Source organism: Paucisalibacillus globulus DSM 18846 (assembly GCF_000482485.1).
Lineage (GTDB): Bacteria > Bacillota > Bacilli > Bacillales > Amphibacillaceae > Ornithinibacillus > Ornithinibacillus globulus.
In genome coordinates this window covers 159,969-179,239 of sequence record NZ_AXVK01000020.1, presented here as the reverse complement: position 1 = coordinate 179,239, position 19,271 = coordinate 159,969, and the positions used below count along the sequence as shown (strand labels likewise).

Sequence of the window (19,271 nt, the reverse complement as noted above, 5' to 3'; positions counted from 1 at the left end):
ACAAGGAGGTAGGTAATAGTGGTTCTTCAAAGAGTAAGTTTAATTACAATTGGATGTCACGACTTTCCACTACTACGTCAGTTTTACCAAAGCTTAGGTTGGGTAGAGACAGATGATGGGTATTCGGATTATGCAGTGTTTCAAACGGCAGGTGTCTTATTATCTTTGTGGTCAATAAAGAAATTAGCCCAGGATTCTGGCTTAGAAATTGCAGATCCGAATAAATATTTCAAAGGTATAGCATTTGCAATCAATGTTGAAAGACCAATTCAAGTTGATGAAACCATTGATGAGGTTAGAAAAATTGGTGGGAGAATTCTAAGTGAACCGAAAGTTAGTACCGATGGTTTTTGTTCTGCGTCATTTGCCGATCCTGAAAATAATATATGGGAAGTTGCTTTTAACCCTAACTCCACATTCGATGAAAGAGGGGCAATGCTAACCATGTAATTTTAACATGAAAAGGTGATTTTTTGGACAATACAATTTTAGCAGAGGGTGCAAGGAGATATGCTTCGTATCCTAGTAATTTATATTTACTGGGAGGGTTCTCGGATAACGTTTATGAGAGTACAGCTAATGGGAGAACTATAGTCATTAAATATTATTTAAGTTCAAAGTATGATAAAAAAGCTATTCTTTCGGAGTTAGATTGGGTATTATTTTTAAATAAATCAGATTTAAAAGTTTCTGCTCCAATTCTATCGATAAATGGAAAGTATTTAGAGGTTATCGAGTTAGGTGATGGTGAAGCGTGTTATGTGTCTGCTTTCGAAAAAGCGAAGGGTTCCGTAATTAACATTTCTAATAGGAAAGAATGGAACAAGAATTTCTTCGTTATCTGGGGCAGAACTTTAGGGAAGATGCATTCTCTATCAATGAAATACAAACCAAATATCATACCTTATAATTGGAATCAAGGGAAAGTTTTCTCAAAGAATTTGAAAGTAAGTAACAAAATGTTCTACATATGGGAAAAGTATATTTATACACTTGAGCGATTACCAAAAGACAAAAACGACTATGGTATGATACATAATGATTTTCATCATAAGAATTTCTATGTAAACAATAATGAAATTATGTTATTTGACTTTGGTGATTGTGAATATAATTGGTATGTTTATGACATAGCTATCGTTTTGTATCATGCCATCGAAACCATTGATAAAAATGACATTCAGGATAGGAGTGACTTTGCCCATGAATTTACGCAGTCTTTCCTATGCGGATATTGTCCCGAAAACCAACTTACGATTGATTGGATAGAAAAGCTACCTTTTTTTATAAATTATAGGTAACTATACTCCTATATGTATTTTTCTGAGTTTCTTAGCCATCATCAAAAAGATAATAAAAGAATAAGAGGCGTCCTTGATACAATGAAGACAAGGATAGAGGAAGAAATTCCATACGTTGAATTACAGCAGGATAGAATTTTAAAAGGATGGGGACAAAATGTTTGAATCGGATAGATTAAAGTTGCGCAAAGTTTGTCTAGAAGATCTGGAAACCTATCATTCTTGGAGAAATGACATGGAGGTCATGGTTACTACAAGTCCATCTCTAGATTTGTTCACACTGGAGGAAACTAAACAATTTGTACACGACAAATTAGTTGGCTCACACTCTTCAAAAACCTATATCATTTTTGACAAAAATAGTGGAAAATCAATAGGAATTACTTCATTGGTTAATATCGATTATAAAAACAGAAATGCAGAATATATTATTGATATAGGAGAAAAGGAATTTTGGGGTAAGGGCTATGGAAAAGAAGCATTAGTATTATTAATAGATTATGCATTTCTTGAAATGAATCTACATCGTGTATCATTGAGAGTTTTCGCATTTAACCAAAAAGCGATAAATCTTTACAAAGTAATTGGCTTTAAAGAGGAAGGAATTAGCCGTCAAGCTCTATATCGCAAAGGGAATTGGCATGACATTATTAACATGGGAATCCTTAAAAGAGAATATATTTTACGTAATAATTAAAATTAGGGTGAATGATATTTACCCAATGTTCTCTCACATTATATGTTATAGAATCTTAAGGGAACAGTATAATAAAGAAACTGTTTAACTAGAGGAAACATACATGGCAAATGATGTAAAACTAAGTGAAGAGGTAGCTTAGAAAAATTGGGCACTTCTACCTTTAAAATTAACTATGAAATTAGAGCGGTACATGAAAATCTCAAAAAAACTATAAAAAAACAAATAGTTCCTTAAAACAGTCTGTTCAAATTGAACGGACTGTTTTTTCTCTTCTAACAAACTCCATTCAATTCTATCAACAAAATTATTAACTCTATTAATTCTCTTCTATCAGTCATAAATTCTCCGTTCCTACATACATTTACTTATAGAAAATGAAAATCTAAAAGCCAAGTAAGAAGTGGGGACTTGTTATGTACGAGATATTACGATTATTTCCCGACGAAATTAAAACTGCAATTAAACTAAAGGTTGGTAAGAGATGGGACAAGTTACAGGAAATTAGGGTTCGTTTAAATCAACCTATTGAATTAATTTTTGATTCTGGAATGGAGTGGATTACACAAGCCAGACCCAATAAAAAGGACAATACATTCATTGTTAATCAGTTAAGCGAGTTCTCTTTATATCGGATGGAAGACGAACTTAGAGAGGGTTATATAACCATTGAAGGCGGCCATCGTGTTGGTTTAGCGGGGAAAGTAAATACGGTTAATGGCTCTGTAAAAGCTATCCAGTATATAACCTTTTTAAATATCCGGATTGCTAAAGAGAAGATTGGTGTAGCAACAAAGGTGATTCCTTATCTCTATGAGAATAGATTTCTAAATACGTTATTTGTTGGTTCACCACAATCGGGTAAAACAACATTAATTCGTGATGTTATTCGGATAATTTCTTCCGGCTGGAATCAAGTTCCTCCTAAGAAAGTTGGTGTGGTAGATGAACGTTCGGAAATCGCAGCGTGTTTAAAGGGGATACCACAGCATAATTTAGGAAATCGTACGGATGTATTGGATGCCTGTCCAAAGGCAGAGGGTATGATGATGATGATACGTTCAATGTCACCGGAAATATTAGTAGTTGACGAGATTGGTAGTGAAAAGGATGTACAAGCCCTATTGAATGCCATTAATGCAGGGGTAACAGTGATTTGTACGGTACATGGCCAAACCCTGGAAGAACTAATGAAAAGACCATCTATCTTGCCATTACTTGAAAAAAAGGTATTCGGGCGAATAGTTCTTCTCAAAGGGCAATCATCTCCAGGTGCCATAAAGTCTATTTATAATGAAAATGAAAAAAATATCTATCAGAAAACGGGGTGCGTGCCTAATGAAATGGATCGGGGCACTTCTCTTCATAGGAGTAACGACATGGTTCGGTTTCGAGTGGAGCAATAAACTTTCTAAAAGACCAAAGCACATACGTCAGTTAATAAATGCACTGCAAGTTTTAGAAGCAGAAATACTTTATAGTCAGCTCCCATTACATGATGCTTTCACTTCTATTGCGAGGCAGATACCGAAACCTTGTGCTTCTTTTTTTCAATCAGTAGCAGACAAAATGGTAGACAAATATAGCTATTTCGAAACTGTCTGGGAAGAGTGTGTTTTAGGTTTTATTGATGAATCGAGTCTAAGTTCTAATGAAAAAGAAATTCTTTTACAGTTTGGTAGGACTCTTGGCCAACATGATTTTGGCCAACAACAAAAACATATTCAACTAACGATTAAGCACTTGGAAAGAGAATTACAGGATGCAAGAGACGATCAGGATAAGTATGGGAAAATGGCCAAAAGTCTCGGTTTCCTTACTGGTCTGTTTATCGTGTTATTGCTTATATAGAGAGAAAGGGGCTCTTGTTATGCTATCAGATGCATCTATATTATTTCAAATTGCAGGTATTGGAATTATTGTAGCTTTAATTCATACCATCTTAAAGCAAATGGGGAAGGAAGAAATCGCACAATTTGTTACGTTGGTTGGATTTATTATTGTACTCGTGGTTGTTATTAACGGTTTATCAGATCTATTCCAACAAATCCGGTCAGTATTTTTATTTCAAGGGTAATTTTATATGGATATCATACAAATTGTTACACTCGGAATCATAGCAAGCATTTTATTCATTATTTTAAAGGACATGCGTGGCCCCTTTGCTTTTATCTTAATACTTATTACTGGAATCGCCATATTCTTAGCAGTTATTAGCCAAATCGGTTCAATTATTCGTTTAATCGAGGTTTTAGGCCAAAGAGCTTCAATAAGCGGTATGTATATTGAGACCATCTTAAAAATAATCGGTATTGCTTATATTACGGAGTTAGGTGCCAGTATTACGAAAGATGCAGGACTCGGTGCTGTTGCTTCCAAAATAGAATTAGCAGGGAAAATATTCATTTTGTTACTTGCAATCCCAATTATTACGGCAGTTGTAGAAGCAATTTTAAATTTCTTGCCACAAGCATAGGAGGAGAAGTTTTTATAAGGGAAGGAACAGGTGGTAATGCATGAAACGGATTAGTAGCACTTTATGTTTACTTTTTTTTCTACTATTTTTTGGACAAGCCGTTGTCTATGCAGATGATCAAGTCGAAGCTCCTGTAGAAGATTTATTAATGGAAGATGTCTCATTTGATGGAATGCAGAACTATTGGAATGTTGTTGTCGATGAATATGGAGGATATATTCCTGAACTGGAGAAAAATAGTCTTTATGACTTTATTAAAGGTAATGATGAATTTTCTATAAAAAACTTGATAACTGGTGGACTGGAATATTTGCTACATGAAGTGATTTTAAATGGAAAGCTACTGGGCTCACTATTGTTATTAACATTATTTTCTGTTTTATTGCAAACGATGCATACGGCATTCGAAAAAACTTCAGTAAGTAAAATTGCATACTTTGTTGTTTACATTGTCCTTATTTTTATCGCTTTAAATAGTTTTTATTTAGCAGTTTCCTATGCTAAAGAGGCCATTAGTATGATGAGTAGCTTTATGATTGCTCTTATTCCTTTAGTGCTAGGGTTAATGGCTACTTTTGGTAGTGCTATATCTGTATCCTTTTTTAATCCTATTACTATCTTTCTAATTAATGCAATCGGCATTTTGGTTTCCAATTTTATTATGCCATTACTTTTTCTATCTGCATTATTAATTATTGTTAGTAGTTTAAATGAAAATCATAAGGTAACTCATTTGGCTGATTTATTCCGTTCTATTGCTATGGGAACATTGGGGATTTTTTTAACTATATTTATTGGCGTATTATCGGTCCAGGGTGCTGCAAGTGCTATTCAAGATGGAGTAACTATGAAAACTGCTAAGTTTGTCACAGGGAATTTTATCCCTGTAGTTGGTAGAACATTAACGGATGCTGCTGATACGGTATTGAGTGCTTCACTACTGTTGAAGAATGCTGTTGGTATCGTTGGGGTAGCCATTATTATTTTTATTGCTATATTTCCAGCAATCAAGATATTTGCTATTGCACTAATCTATAAAATAGCAGCCGCAGTACTACAACCAATTGCAGATGGACCTATTATCACAAGTCTAAATACGATTAGTAAATATATTGTTTATATACTAGCCTGTCTTTTAGCAGTTTCTCTCATGTTTTTCTTAAGCATTGTAATTATTGTAACGGCAAGTAATATTACACTATTACTGCGATAGGATGATGAAATTGGATCTACTAATAAATTGGGTTTCACAAATAATCATTTTTATTTTACTTGCAACCATTATAGATTTACTAGTTCCTAATGGAGGAATGAAAAAATATATAAAATTTGTAATTGGTTTGATACTAATTTTAATTTTTCTCCAGCCAATTTTTTATTTATTTAAGGTTGATATCCAGGCAGCGGTCCGAAGCTCCTTTTCTAGCATGCTAGATGAGAGTTCAGAGGCATCAGAAGTAGAAAATTTGATTGAAATGCAAAAAAGTGAAATAGAATCATCATCTGGCGCATATATTTTAGAACAAATGGCTGTCCAATTGAAAGATATAGCGAGAGCTCCTCTTTTGGACAACTACCAAGCTGAAATAAGAGATTTAGAGTTTCAGTTCATAGATGGTGCAGCATATTCCTATGAGGGGCTAGAAGAGGTCATTGTTTATCTAGAACAATCAGAAGCAGGGGAGGGAGCAGTAAATGCAGTAGAGGATGTTGTCATCAATACAGGGAAACAAAACACTAAAACTGAAGAAAATATAGATCTTCAAGGGATTGAATCCTTGTTACGAGAAACTTGGGAATTAACTGATAAGAAATTAACTGTTAGATGGGAGGGAGGGGCATCTTGATAAAAAAAATACAAGAATTTCTTAAAGAGAAAATAAGTGGTTCTAAAAAAACAGGTTATGTCGTCATAATCGGACTAGTAAGCTTATTAGTAATACTTGTTTCTAACATGTTTAATACCTCATCCCAACAAGATTTGGGACAAGAATTACCTAAAATGGAATTAGAGGAACAGTCCCAATCTAAAGAAGTAAGTTCCCAAAAATCTAGTGCGACATCTGATGTTAGTGAATTGGAGGAGAACTATGAGAAGCAATTACAAAATATGTTAGAAAATATTGATGGCGTCTCTGAAGTGGAAATAATGGTAAATCTTGATTCTACTAATGTAAAAGTCTATGAAAGAAATTTGATTAAAGGACAGCAGCAGACTGAAGAAAATGACCAAAATGGTGGTACAAGGCAAATTGAGGAAAGTACAGAGGAATCACAAGTTGTCATTGTTAGGCAAGGAGATCAAGAATCACCAATCCTAGTCTCTACGAAAAAACCTGAGGTTAGGGGTGTCATGGTTACAGCAAAGGGTGTTGATAAAGCTACAGTCAAACAATGGGTAGTAGAAGCTGTCTCCAGAGTACTTGATGTTCCTACACATCGAGTTTCTGTAAATCCTAAAAATTAAGGGGAGGAATAAATAATGTTGAAAAAACAAACGGTTTGGTTGTTAACAATGCTAAGTTTAATGATTGTGTTGAGTGTGTACTATATGACACAGGAACCAGGTGATTTAGCTTTCGTAAATAAAGGTGAAGAAAACGATGCGACAGAAAAAACAGTAACAACAGGTGAAGAGGCCAATGTGGATGTAGTGCCAGGAGGAAATGAATTGTTTGCAGCTTTACGTTTAGAAGTACAGGAAAAAAGAGATAAGAAATTGGACCGCTTAGATGATGTTCTAGCAAGTAGTACAGCAAGTGTTGAAGAGAAAAAGCAAGCAACAGACGAAATGGATCAACTAGATCAACTACAGTCTAAAGAAGGAATATTAGAAGAAGTAATTCTCGCATCTGCTGAATACCAAGATGTATTTGTTCGTGCAGATGATGGTAAAGTATTTGTTCATGTCCAAGGAGACGAGCTTTCAAATTCGGAAGTTTTAAACATTATGCAGCTTGTACACGATGAATTAGGTGATGTCACGGTAACTGTAGTACCAGAACCAATGACAGAAAGTTAAACTGAACGAAAACGATTAGCATCAAGTCTTAAAGACTTGATGTTTTTGTTTTTGAAATTTATTCGCCAATCTATTTAGTAATTGTTATAATTGAATAAGATGAAAACGCTTAACTACTATAATAATATTTATTTGTTGAAGTTACCCTTGTTTTTATCGTAAAATACTAAGAGGAGTTATTAGTACCTAATTATAAAAAAGGTAAGGGAGTGCTAAAATATGTTAAAAGTACAAGAAATTCGTGAAATTATAAAACTAGTAGATCAATCTTCTATTAATGAATTTACCTATGAAACAAATGGCACTAAAGTGTCTATGAAAAAAATATCTGACAATGTTGTTGTGCAACCTCAACCAGTTGTACAAGTTGAAAAAGAGGTAACTGCAGTATCACAGCCACCAACTCCAAAACAAGAAACCATGCAAACTGATGAAGTAGATGTGAAAGAACATACTGTTAATTATGATTTTGAAATAACATCTCCAATGGTTGGAACATTTTATAGTTCACCAAATCCAGAAAGTGATCCATTTGTATCTGTCGGAAGTACTGTTTCCAAAGATTCGGTTGTTTGTATTGTTGAGGCAATGAAGCTATTTAACGAGATTGAATCGGAAGTATCCGGAGAAATTGTGGAAGTTCTAGTTGAAAATGGAGAACTTGTGGAGTATGGACAACCACTATTTAGAGTAAAAACGAAGTAAGGGGACGTGCTAAAATGATAAAGAAACTGCTTGTTGCAAACCGAGGAGAAATAGCTGTCCGAATTATTCGTGCCTGCAAGGAAATGGAAATTGAGACCGTTGCTGTATACTCAGAAGCCGATAAAGAATCATTACATGTTCAATTAGCGGATGAGGCCTATTGTATAGGTCCTAAAGCAAGTAAGGACAGTTACCTAAATGTAACCAACATAATTAGTGTTGCCACTTTAACCAATGTTGATGCAATACACCCTGGTTATGGATTCTTAGCTGAAAATGCTGATTTTGCAGAGATTTGTAAAGCGTGTAATATTACATTTGTAGGACCCACTCCAGAAGCCATTCAAAAAATGGGTATTAAAGATGTAGCACGTGATACAATGAGTAAAGCAAATGTTCCCATAGTACCTGGTTCAGATGGTATAATTGATAGTGAGGAAGAAGCAATTCAAATTGCAGAATCAATTGGATATCCTGTTATTATCAAAGCCACAGCAGGTGGTGGTGGTAAAGGAATCCGTGTTGCAAGAACGGAAGAAGACCTAATTAAAGGAATCCGTATTACACAAAAAGAAGCCGAGACTGCATTTGGTAACCCAGGAGTTTATATTGAAAAATTTATAGAAGACTTTCGACATGTAGAAATACAAGTACTAGCTGATACTCATGGAAACGTGGTTCATCTAGGGGAAAGAGATTGTAGTATTCAACGTCGTTTACAAAAATTAATCGAAGAAACACCTTCTCCTGCACTAAATGATGAAATTCGTGCTAAAATGGGGGGAGCGGCAGTAAAAGCTGCTGAAGCTGTTAATTATGTAGGTGCTGGAACAATTGAGTTCATCTTTGACCGTAAAACTAAGGACTTTTATTTTATGGAAATGAATACAAGAATCCAGGTTGAACATCCGGTGACGGAAATGGTTACAGGAATTGATTTAATCAAGGAGCAGATTAACATTGCGAATGGAGAGAAGCTTTCTTTCAATCAAGAAGATGTAACATTTGATGGTTGGGCTATTGAGTGTCGTATTAATGCTGAACAACCTTTTAAGAACTTTATGCCTTCTCCTGGGAAAATAAATATGTATTTACCACCGGGTGGCTTAGGAGTTCGAGTTGATTCAGCTGCATACCCTGGTTATTCTATACCACCATATTACGATTCCATGATAGCAAAGCTAATCACCTATGGTTCAACACGTAAGGAAGCAATATCTCGTATGAAGAGAGCACTGGATGAATTTGTTGTAGAAGGAATACATACAACTATTCCTTTTCATCGGTTAATTATGGAACATGATGTGTTTGTTGAAGGTGACTTTAATACGAACTTTTTAGAAGAAAATCCGATTACAGAACCAAATGAAAATTAAGAGCTTAAAACTAAAGTCTCATAAGGAGTGATAAAATGGCTGATCAATCTTTAGTGAATATGAGCGAAAATACCGGGCATGGAAAAGTGGAGATTTCTCCCGAAGTATTAGAAGTAATTGCTGGAATTGCTGCATCAGAAATAGAAGGTCTAGCAAATATGCGTGGGAATTTTGCAACAGGAGTAGTAGAACGGTTTGGTAAGAAGTCCCATAGTAAAGGTGTTAAAGTAGAATTAACAGATGAGGGGATTTTAATTGATTTGTATGTTGTATTAGAGTATGGCGTGTCTATTCCAGAAGTAGCACAAAAAATTCAAGGCAACATCAGACAAACCCTAAAAAATATGACTTCACTAGAAATTTCAGAAGTTAATATCCATGTTGTAGGACTACAAATGGAAAAAGAAACTACAGAAGAAGATTCTGTATAAGCAAGAAGGGTCAAAAGGTATCTCAGCATATCTTTTGACCCTTCTTTGATTAATGTAATAAGAATTATAGAAAATATAATATTAGTTCATTTGTATTTTGTATAAACTGTGCGGTAACATTCTATCAAAGTTACTCTTATATAAATGATGTAACTGCTAAAAGACCGCTCCGGCAGAATACTCCGCTTTCCTCGGGCACGGCCTCAGCCTCCTCGCGGAAGACCACCGCTGCGGGGTCTTCGGACACGTGCTGTTCCCGAAGGTGTCTCCGTATTCTGCCTACGCTGGTTTTAGTTTTCAAAATATATATTTCTTCATTATATGTTTCGTATTTCCCCCGCGGGTGCGTTGCTGAACCAAAAATAATTAGTTACCGCACAGTTTCTATCAAATAGTCGTTAAATTCAATGCTTTGAAATAACAATATTTAATAAAAAATATTGATAGTTTGTGGCGTCTAATTCATAAAAATGATATGATTTGAAAAGAGATTAGCAGAAGGAGTCATGAACATGAAACGTCACGAAGCAAGAGAAAAAGCATTCCAAATATTATTCCAATTAGATTTGCTAGAAGAAGATATGGGGCAAACTATTCAAGATAGATTAACTGAAGTAAAACAGGATGAATTTTTACATCAAATTGTAAATGGTGTAGTAAAAGAGAAAGAAACAATAGACCAAACCATTTCGGCAAACCTTGAAAACTGGTCATTACAACGTTTACCAGCAGTAGAGAAAACTATATTACGAATAGCTGCATTTGAAATATTGTATGTTACAGACATACCTGAAAATGTATCAATAAATGAAGCAATAGAACTAGCAAAACGTTATGGTGATGAAAAATCTGGAAAGTTTGTAAATGGTGTATTATCAAAATTAATTAAGTAAGATCATAATTGAAAGCACTTGTTAAGGTAATTCATTCTGAGGTGTTCAGTTAGTTGGTAACGTTAATATGGTTTTACCTTAGAAAACTTGCCAACAATAATTTCCCTAGCAAGTGCGATTTTAGTTGTCTATTCCTTATACATATTGATAAAATAATAGCTTATTGCAAGGCTAAAAATTAATTAAGGGGGAAGATAATTTTGGTAGCTGAGGTTATTAATGGAAAAGAATTGTCCGCAGAAATGAAAAAGCAAATGAGGTATGAAGTAGAAAATCTACTAACACAACAGATAATCCCTCATTTAACTGTTGTTTTGGTTGGGAATAATCCTGCTTCAATGTCCTATGTTAATGGTAAAAAGCGAGCATCTGAGGAGGTTGGAATCCAATCAGAGATCATCGAATTACCTGATTCTATTTCGGAAAATGAACTACTGAAAATTATTCACCAATTAAATCAAAATAAAGCTGTCCACGGAATTTTGGTACAACTTCCACTTCCCAAACAAATTAATGTACAGCATATCATTGAATCAATTGACCCCAAAAAAGACGTAGATGGCTTCCATCCAATAAATATCGGAAGAATGATGACAGGGCAAGATACATTTTTACCATGCACCCCATACGGAATTATAAAGATGCTTCAATCTAAGAATATAACAATTGAAGGTAAGCACGTGGTAATATTGGGTAGAAGTAATATTGTTGGTAAACCGGTCGGGCAATTATTGCTTAATGAAAATGCTACAGTTACATATTGTCATTCAAAAACTAAAAACTTACAGGAAATAACGAAACAAGCAGATATCCTTGTCGTTGCAATTGGGAGACCGAATGTAATTAATAAAGAATATATAAAAAATGGCGCCGTTGTAATTGATGTAGGAATTAATCGATTGGAAAATGGAATATTAACTGGCGATGTTGATTTTGATAGTGCAAAGGAAGTAGCATCATACATCACACCAGTTCCACGCGGAGTTGGACCGATGACAATCACAATGCTATTACACAATACAATTAAGGCTGCTAAGGAAATAGAAAAATGACTGATAAATACTTAACAGTTACAGCTCTTACAAGATATATAAAACGCAAAATTGATACAGATCCACATCTTCGTAGTATTTGGTTAAAAGGTGAAATTTCTAATTTTAAATTACATTCAAGAGGTCATATGTACCTTACCATTAAGGATGATCAGGCAAGAATTAACGCAGTTATGTTTGCTGGAAGCAATCGTTACTTAAAATTTAAACCTGAAGATGGCATGAAAGTGCTTATTCGAGGAGAAATTAGTGTTTTTGAAGCAAGTGGTCAGTATCAATTATATATTCAACAAATGGAACCAGATGGTGTAGGGTCTTTATATTTAGCCTTTGAACAATTGAAAGAAAAGCTACGTAAACAAGGGTATTTCGAACAGCAATATAAAAAGAAAATACCAAAGTTTCCAGACCGGATTGGAGTAATCACGTCCCCAACAGGTGCTGCGGTTAGAGATATTATTACGACAATTAAAAGACGTTTTCCAGTTGTACAAGTAACAGTATTACCAGTATTGGTTCAAGGAGTAAATGCAGCAAGCTCTATCACAAGAGCTATTAATCAAGCTAATGAAAATAACCTTTTTGATGTGATTATTATTGGCCGGGGCGGAGGCTCTATTGAGGAGCTGTGGGCCTTCAATGAAGAGATTGTGGCTGAAGCGGTTTTTCAGTCTAAAATACCGATAATTTCCGCTGTGGGACATGAGACAGATGTAACGATTAGTGATTACGTCGCGGATTTAAGGGCACCAACTCCAACCGGTGCAGCTGAGCTTGCCGTTCCATCACAGTTTGAATTACTAGATAAAATTTCAAGAATGAAACAATCACTAAACAGTTTAATCGGGATTACAGTTAAGCAAAATCAAAACCAGTTGGAAAGAATGGTGCAATCTTATGCATTTCGATATCCTGAACAACTCTTAAGACAAAAAGAACAAGAGCTGGATAAAAACCGTGAACGGATGGATCGAAGTGTTCAACTCGTCCTACAAAAGAATTCAGAGCGTCTTTCAAATCTTCAAACAAGACTGCTTACACAGCATCCACAAAGACAATTAGACCAAGCAACAAAAGCTTTTTGTCAGTTAGTAAAGCAAAATAATCAGGTCATGAACCAGTACATCGAAAAGCAGTCAATACAATTAAACAGAGTGATGGATAAACTTACTTTACTAAATCCCTTGGAAATTATGAAACGAGGATTCGCGATTCCCTTCACTTCAACTGGAGATATTATAAAATCTAAATCCCAGATAAAACAGAAGGATCATATTAGAATTAATCTGCAAGATGGATTAGTGGATTGTGAAGTTTTGGATATAAAGGAGGTAAACAATGGATAACTACAAAGATCTAAGTTTTGAAGAAGCAATGGAGAAACTAGAAGGTATAGTTGGGAAACTTGAAGAAGGAGATGTACCGTTAGAAAAAGCAATTTCCTATTATCAAGATGGAATGATTCTCACCAAAATCTGTAGTGATAAATTAAATCATATCCAAGAAAAAATGGTGCAAATTATGAATGAGCAAGGGGAACTTGTTCCTTTTGATTTACAGGAGGATGAGAAATAGTGGTTGATACATTAAAACAATATATTGATTCAAGTCAAAAGATGTTTCAAGAATTGATGACGAAGTGTATAGCTACTATTGATATTCCTGAACAACTTAAGAAATCGATGCTTTATTCTCTAGAAGCTGGAGGGAAGAGGCTACGTCCAATTTTATTACTAGCAAGTTTTGAAGCTTATTCATCCAATGTTGAAAAAGCATTTAGTTCTGCATTAGCAATAGAAATGATTCATACTTATTCATTAATTCATGATGACCTCCCTGCTATGGACGATGATGACTTTCGCAGAGGCTTACCTACTAATCATAAAGTATTCGGTGAAGCAACAGCCATACTTGCAGGGGATGCACTTTTAACTTATAGCTTCGAACTTATTGCGAATGATCCACTACTAACAGATAAAGAAAAAGTATATTGTTTGAAACAACTTTCTCAGGCAAGTGGTCCATCTGGTATGGTTGGAGGGCAAATTCTTGATATGGAAGCGGAGAAACAAACGGTAACTATTGAAAAAATGGAGAAAATTCATGCATTAAAAACAGGAGAACTACTGAAATTCGCGGTGACTGTTGGTGCATACTTAGGTAAAGCTACTGATGAACAAATATCTCATCTACAGGATTATGCCTATTATTTAGGACTAATTTTTCAGGTTCAAGATGATATTTTAGACGTGATAGGGGACCAAGAAAAGCTAGGTAAGGCAGTAGGTAGCGATGAATCTAACGATAAAAGTACTTATCCAAAATTACTTGGATTAGATGGTGCAATGGAAATGAAAAATCGTTATACTGAAATGGCAATCAATCTATTAGAGAAGGCAAATGCTAACTCATCAAGATTATTGGAACTAACTAATTATGTTAGCGAGAGAGACCATTAAACTGAAAGATAAAGGATTTATGCACATATGGCAAAAATACGACTTGATGTTCTACTTGTAGAACGAAATTTAATTGAAACTAGGGAAAAAGCAAAGCGAGCAGTTATGGCTGGGTTGGTTTATACGGAGCAAGAAAGACTCGATAAACCAGGTATGAAGGTCGATGAAGATATCCCCTTAACAATCAAGGGAAAATTAATACCTTATGTTGGCAGAGGTGGATTGAAGCTAGAGAAAGCTTTGAAAGTGTTTTCTTTAGATGTTCATGATAAAATTATGATGGACATCGGATCCTCAACAGGAGGATTTACGGATTGTGCACTTCAGTCAGGTGCGAAGCTTTGTTATGCAATCGACGTTGGATACAATCAACTGGATTGGAAACTTAGAAATGATTCCCGTGTTGTAGTTATGGAGCGTACGAATTTCCGTTATGTTACGGAAGACATGTTAGAAAATGGATTACCGAGCGTTGCAACTATTGATGTTTCATTCATATCATTAAAACTAATCCTACCTGTTTTAAAGAAGCTTCTACTTCCTAAAAGTGATGTAGTAGCCCTTATCAAACCACAATTTGAAGCAGGGCGTGAGCAAGTTGGAAAAAAGGGTATAGTTCGTGATAAAAAGGTTCATGTGGAAGTGTTGAAAAGGATTCTCACGTTTGCTAAAGAAGAAGGATTTGAATTACATGGGTTAACCTATTCACCAATCACTGGTGGGGATGGAAATGTTGAATTTTTAGCTCATTTAGGTTGGAAAAAAGAAGAACCAGCAAAGTCCATTGAAGAACTCCATCCCGAAGAAGTAGTCAATGAAGCTCATTCAGATCTAAAATCATCACAGAATACATGAGTGTAAGGACTACATTTTGTAGTCCTTTTCTAATTATATAATGAATTAAAGAAAAATAGGGAGCTTACACTCTAATACTAGGGGGTCAATATGAGTAAGATTCAACGACATATCAAGATAAGAGAATTAATTACAGAAAATGATATTGATACACAGGATGAACTTGTGGATCGGTTGAAAAACCTAGGCTATAATGTAACACAAGCAACTGTTTCCAGAGATATTAAGGAATTACATCTTGTAAAAGTTCCATCTAATGGTGGTCAATATAAATATAGTTTACCTGCAGACCAACGATTTAATCCTCATGACAAATTAAAGCGACTAATTATGGATGCATTTGTTAAAATTGATCATACAAGTCACTTGATTGTATTAAAAACACTTCCAGGTAATGCACACGCGGTTGGTGCATTAATTGATAATCTCGATTGGAATGAAATTATGGGAACGATTTGTGGTGACGATACTTGTTTGATTATCTGTCGGACGGAAGAAGATACGATTATAATAAAAGAACGTTTTATTAATATGCTATAGACGAGGTGACTATATGTTAACCGAATTATCAATTCATAATTTTGCTATCATAGATCAAATGACGATTACATTAAAAGATGGGCTTACCGTGTTATCAGGTGAAACAGGTGCTGGAAAATCAATAATAATAGATGCAATCCAATTGTTAGCAGGTGGCAGGTCCTCTGTAGACTATGTCAGGCACGGTAAGGATAAAGCTGAAATAGAAGGGTTATTTTCTATCGATACCAAGACACATACCATATACTCAATTGGAAAGGAGTATGGTGTGGAAATCCACGATAATGAGGTTGTCTTACAACGGGTAATAACAGCTTCAGGGAAGAGCATTTGTCGTGTAAATGGTAAGTTAGTAACACTTGCAATTCTAAAGGAATTTGGCAAAACATTAATTGATATACATAGTCAACATGAAACACAATCATTAATGAATCCAGAAAATCATATTGAATTATTGGATCTATATAGTCATGCTAAAGTGGAAAAAGTTAAAGCAGAATATTCGATTCTTTTTGAGAGACTTCATTCATTAAAAATTCGTTATAAAAGTTTAAGCGAAAATGAACAGGAAATGGCACAAAGATTAGATTTACTTGAATTCCAATTAAGTGAATTAGCAAAAGCAAATCTAGTCCCAGAAGAAGACGTTGAATTAGAAAAAGAAAGAACTCAGTTGTTGAATTATGAACGAATTTATAAAGGAGTTATGGATGCTTACAATGCTTTATATGGGGAACATAAAGGAATAGAATGGTTAAATGTTGCTAAGCAATCACTTGAAGAAATTAATAGTTATGATGAATATATTGCAACGAAGTCGGAAGCACTATCGAATCATTATTTTATGTTGGAAGATTTAACATTTGAACTTAGTAATTTCATTGAGCGTTTAGAATACAATCCTGATCGATTAAATGAAATTGAAGGAAGGCTTTCTGAAATTAGCCGTTTGAAAAAAAAGTACGGTAGTTCCGTAGCTGAAATGATTGATTACATGGGATTAATTGAGGAAGAGATTGAACAAATTAGGAATAAAGATTCCCATTTACAGAAATTAGCAAAAGAAATGGAAGAACTTCATGAAGATGCCTATCTTGAAGCTAAGCAGTTGCATGATATTAGAAAGAACGCAGCAAAAAGTTTAATTCGCGAAGTACAAGATGAGCTTAAGGATTTGTATCTAGAAAAAGCTTCCTTTTCAGTACAGTTTTTACCCGAGAATCCTAATAATGAGGTAACTTTACATCGAAATGGATTTGATCAAATTCGGTTCCTGATCTCGACTAATTTAGGAGAACCCCTAAAAGAAATAAATAAAGTTGCTTCTGGAGGAGAACTTTCCAGAATAATGCTCGTCTTAAAGAAATTATTTGCTAAACATCAAGGCGTAACAAGTGTTATTTTTGATGAGGTAGATACTGGTGTAAGTGGAAGAGTAGCCCAAGCTATTTCTGAAAAGATTTTCCAAATTTCAAAAGATTCACAAGTCCTTTGTATTACACACTTACCTCAAGTTGCAGCAATGGCAGACACACATCTCTTCATAGAGAAAAAAGAAATGAAAAATCGAACCACTACACATGTATTAGATTTAAATGAATTGCAACAAATAAATGAACTTAGCAGAATGATTACAGGTACAAAGTTAACCGACACCGCAGTTGAACATGCTAAAGAATTGCATGAATTAGCTAAAAGTTTTAAAAAAGGTATAGTGGTTAGCAATTAAAGTTTTTGCACAAATGGGATTAGTGATTTTTATTGCTAATTCCTTTTTATTTCATTATTATATTTTATTATTGTATTACAAATAATAAGTGTTTTTAATTGAATAGACAGTCTAAAAAGTTTAAAGCCTAATAAGACAGGCTTTGTTTATTAACATATATTGTAAAGGAAATGTTACACATCTTTTCTTAACTTTTCCCAGTTTAAAAAAGGCCATTAAAGGTCAAATTAGAAGTACAGATATAAAAATATGGTATGGGTTTAGGAACAAGGAGAGTGGACATTTGTGAAACAGAAAGATAAAATTCGTGTCATTATTGGAGTTCTACTCCTACTCGGATTGCTAATTGTTCCTTTTACACCCCCTATACAACATTATTTCACCATTCCCAATAAAATTATCACGTTTCAAAATCAGTTACCCCTTAAGGCTCCTAGCTTTGGTGAAGCAGTTCAAGTTCATGCTACAGTAAATTCTAATAAGGAAGCTATCAACAACGAAGAAGTTATCAATGCATCAAGTTTTGACTTTAATGAACCCGGAGACAGTCAGATTGTTTATTCAGTAGCTGGTGTGCCAATTAAGAAAGTGGATGTTACTGTTTTGAAGGATGTAAAAGTAATCCCGGGTGGGCAATCCATTGGTGTGCAACTTCAAACGCTTGGTGTCTTGGTTGTAGGTCATCATCTTATAAATGGTGAGAATGGACAAATGTCACCTGGAGAAGACGCTGATATTAAAGTCGGTGATGTTATTATGGAAATCAATGGACAAAAAATTGAAGAGATGAAAGATGTTAAACCAATTGTGGAACAGGCCGGAAAAGAGTCAAAGGCATTAGAGGTGAAAGTGAAAAGGGGAAAAGATTCCTTTACCACGGAATTAAGTCCTGTTAAGGATAAAAAGGAGAACGAATACCGAATAGGTTTATATATCCGTGATTCGGCAGCAGGTATTGGTACCATGACATTCTTTGAGCCGAAATCTAAAAAATATGGTGCGTTAGGACATGTTATCTCTGATATGGATACAAAAAAACCAATTGAAATTCATGATGGAACAATTGTTAGGTCTTCCGTAACATCTATACAGAAAGGAAATAACGGAACACCAGGGGAAAAACAAGCGAAGTTTTCCATTAAAGAAAATAAAATTGGTTCAATCACAAAGAATAGTCCGTTTGGAATTTTTGGTAAGCTTGATCAATCCATAGAGAATGGAAAGTATGATAAACCAATGCCAATAGCATTATCACATGAGGTTAAAGAAGGTCCTGCAAAAATATTAACCGTTATTGACGATGAAAAAGTAGAAGAATTTGATGTGGAAATAGTGAGTAGCGTACCACAAAAATCACCTGCTACAAAAGGAATGGTAATTCAAATTACGGATCCAAAATTATTAGAAGCAACAGGTGGAATTGTACAAGGAATGAGCGGAAGTCCAATCATCCAAAATGGAAAAGTAATCGGTGCAGTAACCCATGTGTTTGTAAATGATCCAACAAGTGGCTATGGAGTCCACATTGAATGGATGCTACAAGACGCTGGAGTAGACATCTATAAAGAAGAAGAAAAACAAGCAAGTTAGAGAGCTTGTGCCTTGAGGCACAAGCTTTTCTTTATAAGTAACCAGAAATCATTTGTTACTCTTAGAAAAAATTTGAGAAGTCCATCCAAGATTACAATCTAAATATTTTTCGACAAAAATTCTTTTCGTTTGTCATAAATAATCG

General features: G+C 34.7%; 23 protein-coding genes. All 23 read left to right on the top strand.

Annotated features, from left to right (window positions below; all coding sequences use genetic code 11):
• The first annotated feature begins 18 nt into the window (after window positions 1–18).
• The 23 genes from K332_RS0106050 (at window position 19) to spoIVB (ending at window position 19,126) form a co-directional block, all read left to right on the top strand.
• The gene (locus K332_RS0106050; protein WP_026906663.1) at window positions 19–450 is read left to right on the top strand and encodes a VOC family protein; all 432 of its coding nucleotides are present in this window, start codon (window positions 19–21) and stop codon (window positions 448–450) included.
• Window positions 451–473: 23 nt separating this feature from the next.
• A complete protein-coding gene (locus K332_RS0106045) occupies window positions 474–1,301 on the top strand; it encodes a phosphotransferase enzyme family protein (RefSeq protein WP_026906662.1) in 828 nt (275 codons plus the stop codon).
• A 157-nt stretch (window positions 1,302–1,458) separates the two neighbouring features.
• Window positions 1,459–1,998: a GNAT family N-acetyltransferase gene (locus K332_RS0106035; RefSeq protein WP_026906661.1), complete on the top strand. Its 540-nt coding sequence runs from the start codon at window positions 1,459–1,461 to the stop codon at window positions 1,996–1,998.
• A 416-nt stretch (window positions 1,999–2,414) separates the two neighbouring features.
• Complete coding sequence (gene spoIIIAA, locus K332_RS0106030) at window positions 2,415–3,404, top strand: stage III sporulation protein AA (protein WP_026906660.1); 990 nt, start codon at window positions 2,415–2,417, stop codon at window positions 3,402–3,404.
• On the top strand, window positions 3,337–3,849 hold the full coding sequence (gene spoIIIAB, locus K332_RS0106025) for a stage III sporulation protein SpoIIIAB (RefSeq protein ID WP_026906659.1): 513 nt from the start codon (window positions 3,337–3,339) through the stop codon (window positions 3,847–3,849). Before spoIIIAA ends, spoIIIAB begins: the two co-directional genes overlap by 68 nt.
• Window positions 3,850–3,868: 19 nt before the next feature.
• Window positions 3,869–4,075, top strand: a complete 207-nt coding sequence (gene spoIIIAC, locus K332_RS0106020; RefSeq protein WP_010093209.1) for a stage III sporulation protein AC — start codon at window positions 3,869–3,871, stop codon at window positions 4,073–4,075.
• A gap of 6 nt (window positions 4,076–4,081) precedes the next feature.
• A complete protein-coding gene (gene spoIIIAD / locus K332_RS0106015; protein WP_026906658.1) occupies window positions 4,082–4,474 on the top strand; it encodes a stage III sporulation protein AD in 393 nt (130 codons plus the stop codon).
• Between the two features lie 40 nt (window positions 4,475–4,514).
• Window positions 4,515–5,687, top strand: a complete 1,173-nt coding sequence (gene spoIIIAE / locus K332_RS0106010; protein ID WP_026906657.1) for a stage III sporulation protein AE — start codon at window positions 4,515–4,517, stop codon at window positions 5,685–5,687.
• Window positions 5,688–5,697: 10 nt separating this feature from the next.
• Window positions 5,698–6,321 carry a stage III sporulation protein AF gene (gene spoIIIAF, locus K332_RS0106005; protein WP_026906656.1) on the top strand — a complete coding sequence of 208 codons (624 nt, stop codon included), beginning with the start codon at window positions 5,698–5,700 and terminating at the stop codon, window positions 6,319–6,321.
• Window positions 6,318–6,941 carry a stage III sporulation protein AG gene (gene spoIIIAG / locus K332_RS0106000; protein ID WP_026906655.1) on the top strand — a complete coding sequence of 208 codons (624 nt, stop codon included), beginning with the start codon at window positions 6,318–6,320 and terminating at the stop codon, window positions 6,939–6,941. Before spoIIIAF ends, spoIIIAG begins: the two co-directional genes overlap by 4 nt.
• A gap of 15 nt (window positions 6,942–6,956) precedes the next feature.
• On the top strand, window positions 6,957–7,496 hold the full coding sequence (locus K332_RS0105995; RefSeq protein ID WP_026906654.1) for a SpoIIIAH-like family protein: 540 nt from the start codon (window positions 6,957–6,959) through the stop codon (window positions 7,494–7,496).
• Window positions 7,497–7,715: 219 nt separating this feature from the next.
• A complete protein-coding gene (gene accB / locus K332_RS0105990; protein WP_026906653.1) occupies window positions 7,716–8,201 on the top strand; it encodes an acetyl-CoA carboxylase biotin carboxyl carrier protein in 486 nt (161 codons plus the stop codon).
• Window positions 8,202–8,215: 14 nt separating this feature from the next.
• Entirely contained in the window at window positions 8,216–9,577 is a 1,362-nt protein-coding gene (gene accC, locus K332_RS0105985; protein WP_026906652.1) for an acetyl-CoA carboxylase biotin carboxylase subunit, read from the top strand.
• A 35-nt stretch (window positions 9,578–9,612) separates the two neighbouring features.
• Window positions 9,613–10,008: an Asp23/Gls24 family envelope stress response protein gene (locus K332_RS0105980; RefSeq protein ID WP_026906651.1), complete on the top strand. Its 396-nt coding sequence runs from the start codon at window positions 9,613–9,615 to the stop codon at window positions 10,006–10,008.
• 512 nt (window positions 10,009–10,520) lie between these two features.
• Window positions 10,521–10,901: a transcription antitermination factor NusB gene (gene nusB, locus K332_RS0105975; RefSeq protein WP_026906650.1), complete on the top strand. Its 381-nt coding sequence runs from the start codon at window positions 10,521–10,523 to the stop codon at window positions 10,899–10,901.
• 200 nt (window positions 10,902–11,101) lie between these two features.
• Window positions 11,102–11,953 carry a bifunctional methylenetetrahydrofolate dehydrogenase/methenyltetrahydrofolate cyclohydrolase FolD gene (gene folD, locus K332_RS0105970; protein ID WP_026906649.1) on the top strand — a complete coding sequence of 284 codons (852 nt, stop codon included), beginning with the start codon at window positions 11,102–11,104 and terminating at the stop codon, window positions 11,951–11,953.
• The gene (gene xseA, locus K332_RS0105965) at window positions 11,950–13,299 is read left to right on the top strand and encodes an exodeoxyribonuclease VII large subunit (RefSeq protein WP_026906648.1); all 1,350 of its coding nucleotides are present in this window, start codon (window positions 11,950–11,952) and stop codon (window positions 13,297–13,299) included. Before folD ends, xseA begins: the two co-directional genes overlap by 4 nt.
• Window positions 13,292–13,528, top strand: coding sequence for an exodeoxyribonuclease VII small subunit (locus tag K332_RS0105960; RefSeq protein WP_026906647.1), 237 nt, complete (start codon window positions 13,292–13,294; stop codon window positions 13,526–13,528). The genes xseA and K332_RS0105960 overlap by 8 nt, the downstream gene beginning before the upstream one ends.
• Window positions 13,528–14,412, top strand: a complete 885-nt coding sequence (locus K332_RS0105955; RefSeq protein ID WP_026906646.1) for a farnesyl diphosphate synthase — start codon at window positions 13,528–13,530, stop codon at window positions 14,410–14,412. The genes K332_RS0105960 and K332_RS0105955 overlap by 1 nt, the downstream gene beginning before the upstream one ends.
• Before the next feature lie 27 nt (window positions 14,413–14,439).
• Entirely contained in the window at window positions 14,440–15,267 is an 828-nt protein-coding gene (locus K332_RS0105950) for a TlyA family RNA methyltransferase (protein WP_026906645.1), read from the top strand.
• 90 nt (window positions 15,268–15,357) lie between these two features.
• Window positions 15,358–15,807, top strand: coding sequence for a transcriptional regulator AhrC/ArgR (ahrC, locus tag K332_RS0105945; protein ID WP_026906644.1), 450 nt, complete (start codon window positions 15,358–15,360; stop codon window positions 15,805–15,807).
• Window positions 15,808–15,820: 13 nt separating this feature from the next.
• A complete protein-coding gene (gene recN / locus K332_RS0105940; protein WP_026906643.1) occupies window positions 15,821–17,536 on the top strand; it encodes a DNA repair protein RecN in 1,716 nt (571 codons plus the stop codon).
• 285 nt (window positions 17,537–17,821) lie between these two features.
• On the top strand, window positions 17,822–19,126 hold the full coding sequence (gene spoIVB / locus K332_RS0105935; protein ID WP_026906642.1) for a SpoIVB peptidase: 1,305 nt from the start codon (window positions 17,822–17,824) through the stop codon (window positions 19,124–19,126).
• The last annotated feature ends 145 nt before the right edge of the window (window positions 19,127–19,271 follow it).

What these genes read in the sequence shown, in the direction of transcription:
- spoIIIAD (WP_026906658.1), top strand. Translation starts at nt 4,082, where the DNA reads ATGGATATCATACAAATTGTTACACTCGGAATCATAGCAAGCATTTTA.
- accC (WP_026906652.1), top strand. Translation starts at nt 8,216, where the DNA reads ATGATAAAGAAACTGCTTGTTGCAAACCGAGGAGAAATAGCTGTCCGA.
- K332_RS0105960 (WP_026906647.1), top strand. Translation starts at nt 13,292, where the DNA reads ATGGATAACTACAAAGATCTAAGTTTTGAAGAAGCAATGGAGAAACTA.
- spoIIIAE (WP_026906657.1), top strand. Translation starts at nt 4,515, where the DNA reads ATGAAACGGATTAGTAGCACTTTATGTTTACTTTTTTTTCTACTATTT.
- K332_RS0105995 (WP_026906654.1), top strand. Translation starts at nt 6,957, where the DNA reads ATGTTGAAAAAACAAACGGTTTGGTTGTTAACAATGCTAAGTTTAATG.
- nusB (WP_026906650.1), top strand. Translation starts at nt 10,521, where the DNA reads ATGAAACGTCACGAAGCAAGAGAAAAAGCATTCCAAATATTATTCCAA.
- spoIIIAA (WP_026906660.1), top strand. Translation starts at nt 2,415, where the DNA reads ATGTACGAGATATTACGATTATTTCCCGACGAAATTAAAACTGCAATT.
- ahrC (WP_026906644.1), top strand. Translation starts at nt 15,358, where the DNA reads ATGAGTAAGATTCAACGACATATCAAGATAAGAGAATTAATTACAGAA.
- accB (WP_026906653.1), top strand. Translation starts at nt 7,716, where the DNA reads ATGTTAAAAGTACAAGAAATTCGTGAAATTATAAAACTAGTAGATCAA.
- spoIIIAC (WP_010093209.1), top strand. Translation starts at nt 3,869, where the DNA reads ATGCTATCAGATGCATCTATATTATTTCAAATTGCAGGTATTGGAATT.
- spoIIIAB (WP_026906659.1), top strand. Translation starts at nt 3,337, where the DNA reads ATGAAATGGATCGGGGCACTTCTCTTCATAGGAGTAACGACATGGTTC.
- K332_RS0105950 (WP_026906645.1), top strand. Translation starts at nt 14,440, where the DNA reads ATGGCAAAAATACGACTTGATGTTCTACTTGTAGAACGAAATTTAATT.
- xseA (WP_026906648.1), top strand. Translation starts at nt 11,950, where the DNA reads ATGACTGATAAATACTTAACAGTTACAGCTCTTACAAGATATATAAAA.
- K332_RS0105980 (WP_026906651.1), top strand. Translation starts at nt 9,613, where the DNA reads ATGGCTGATCAATCTTTAGTGAATATGAGCGAAAATACCGGGCATGGA.
- K332_RS0106035 (WP_026906661.1), top strand. Translation starts at nt 1,459, where the DNA reads ATGTTTGAATCGGATAGATTAAAGTTGCGCAAAGTTTGTCTAGAAGAT.
- recN (WP_026906643.1), top strand. Translation starts at nt 15,821, where the DNA reads ATGTTAACCGAATTATCAATTCATAATTTTGCTATCATAGATCAAATG.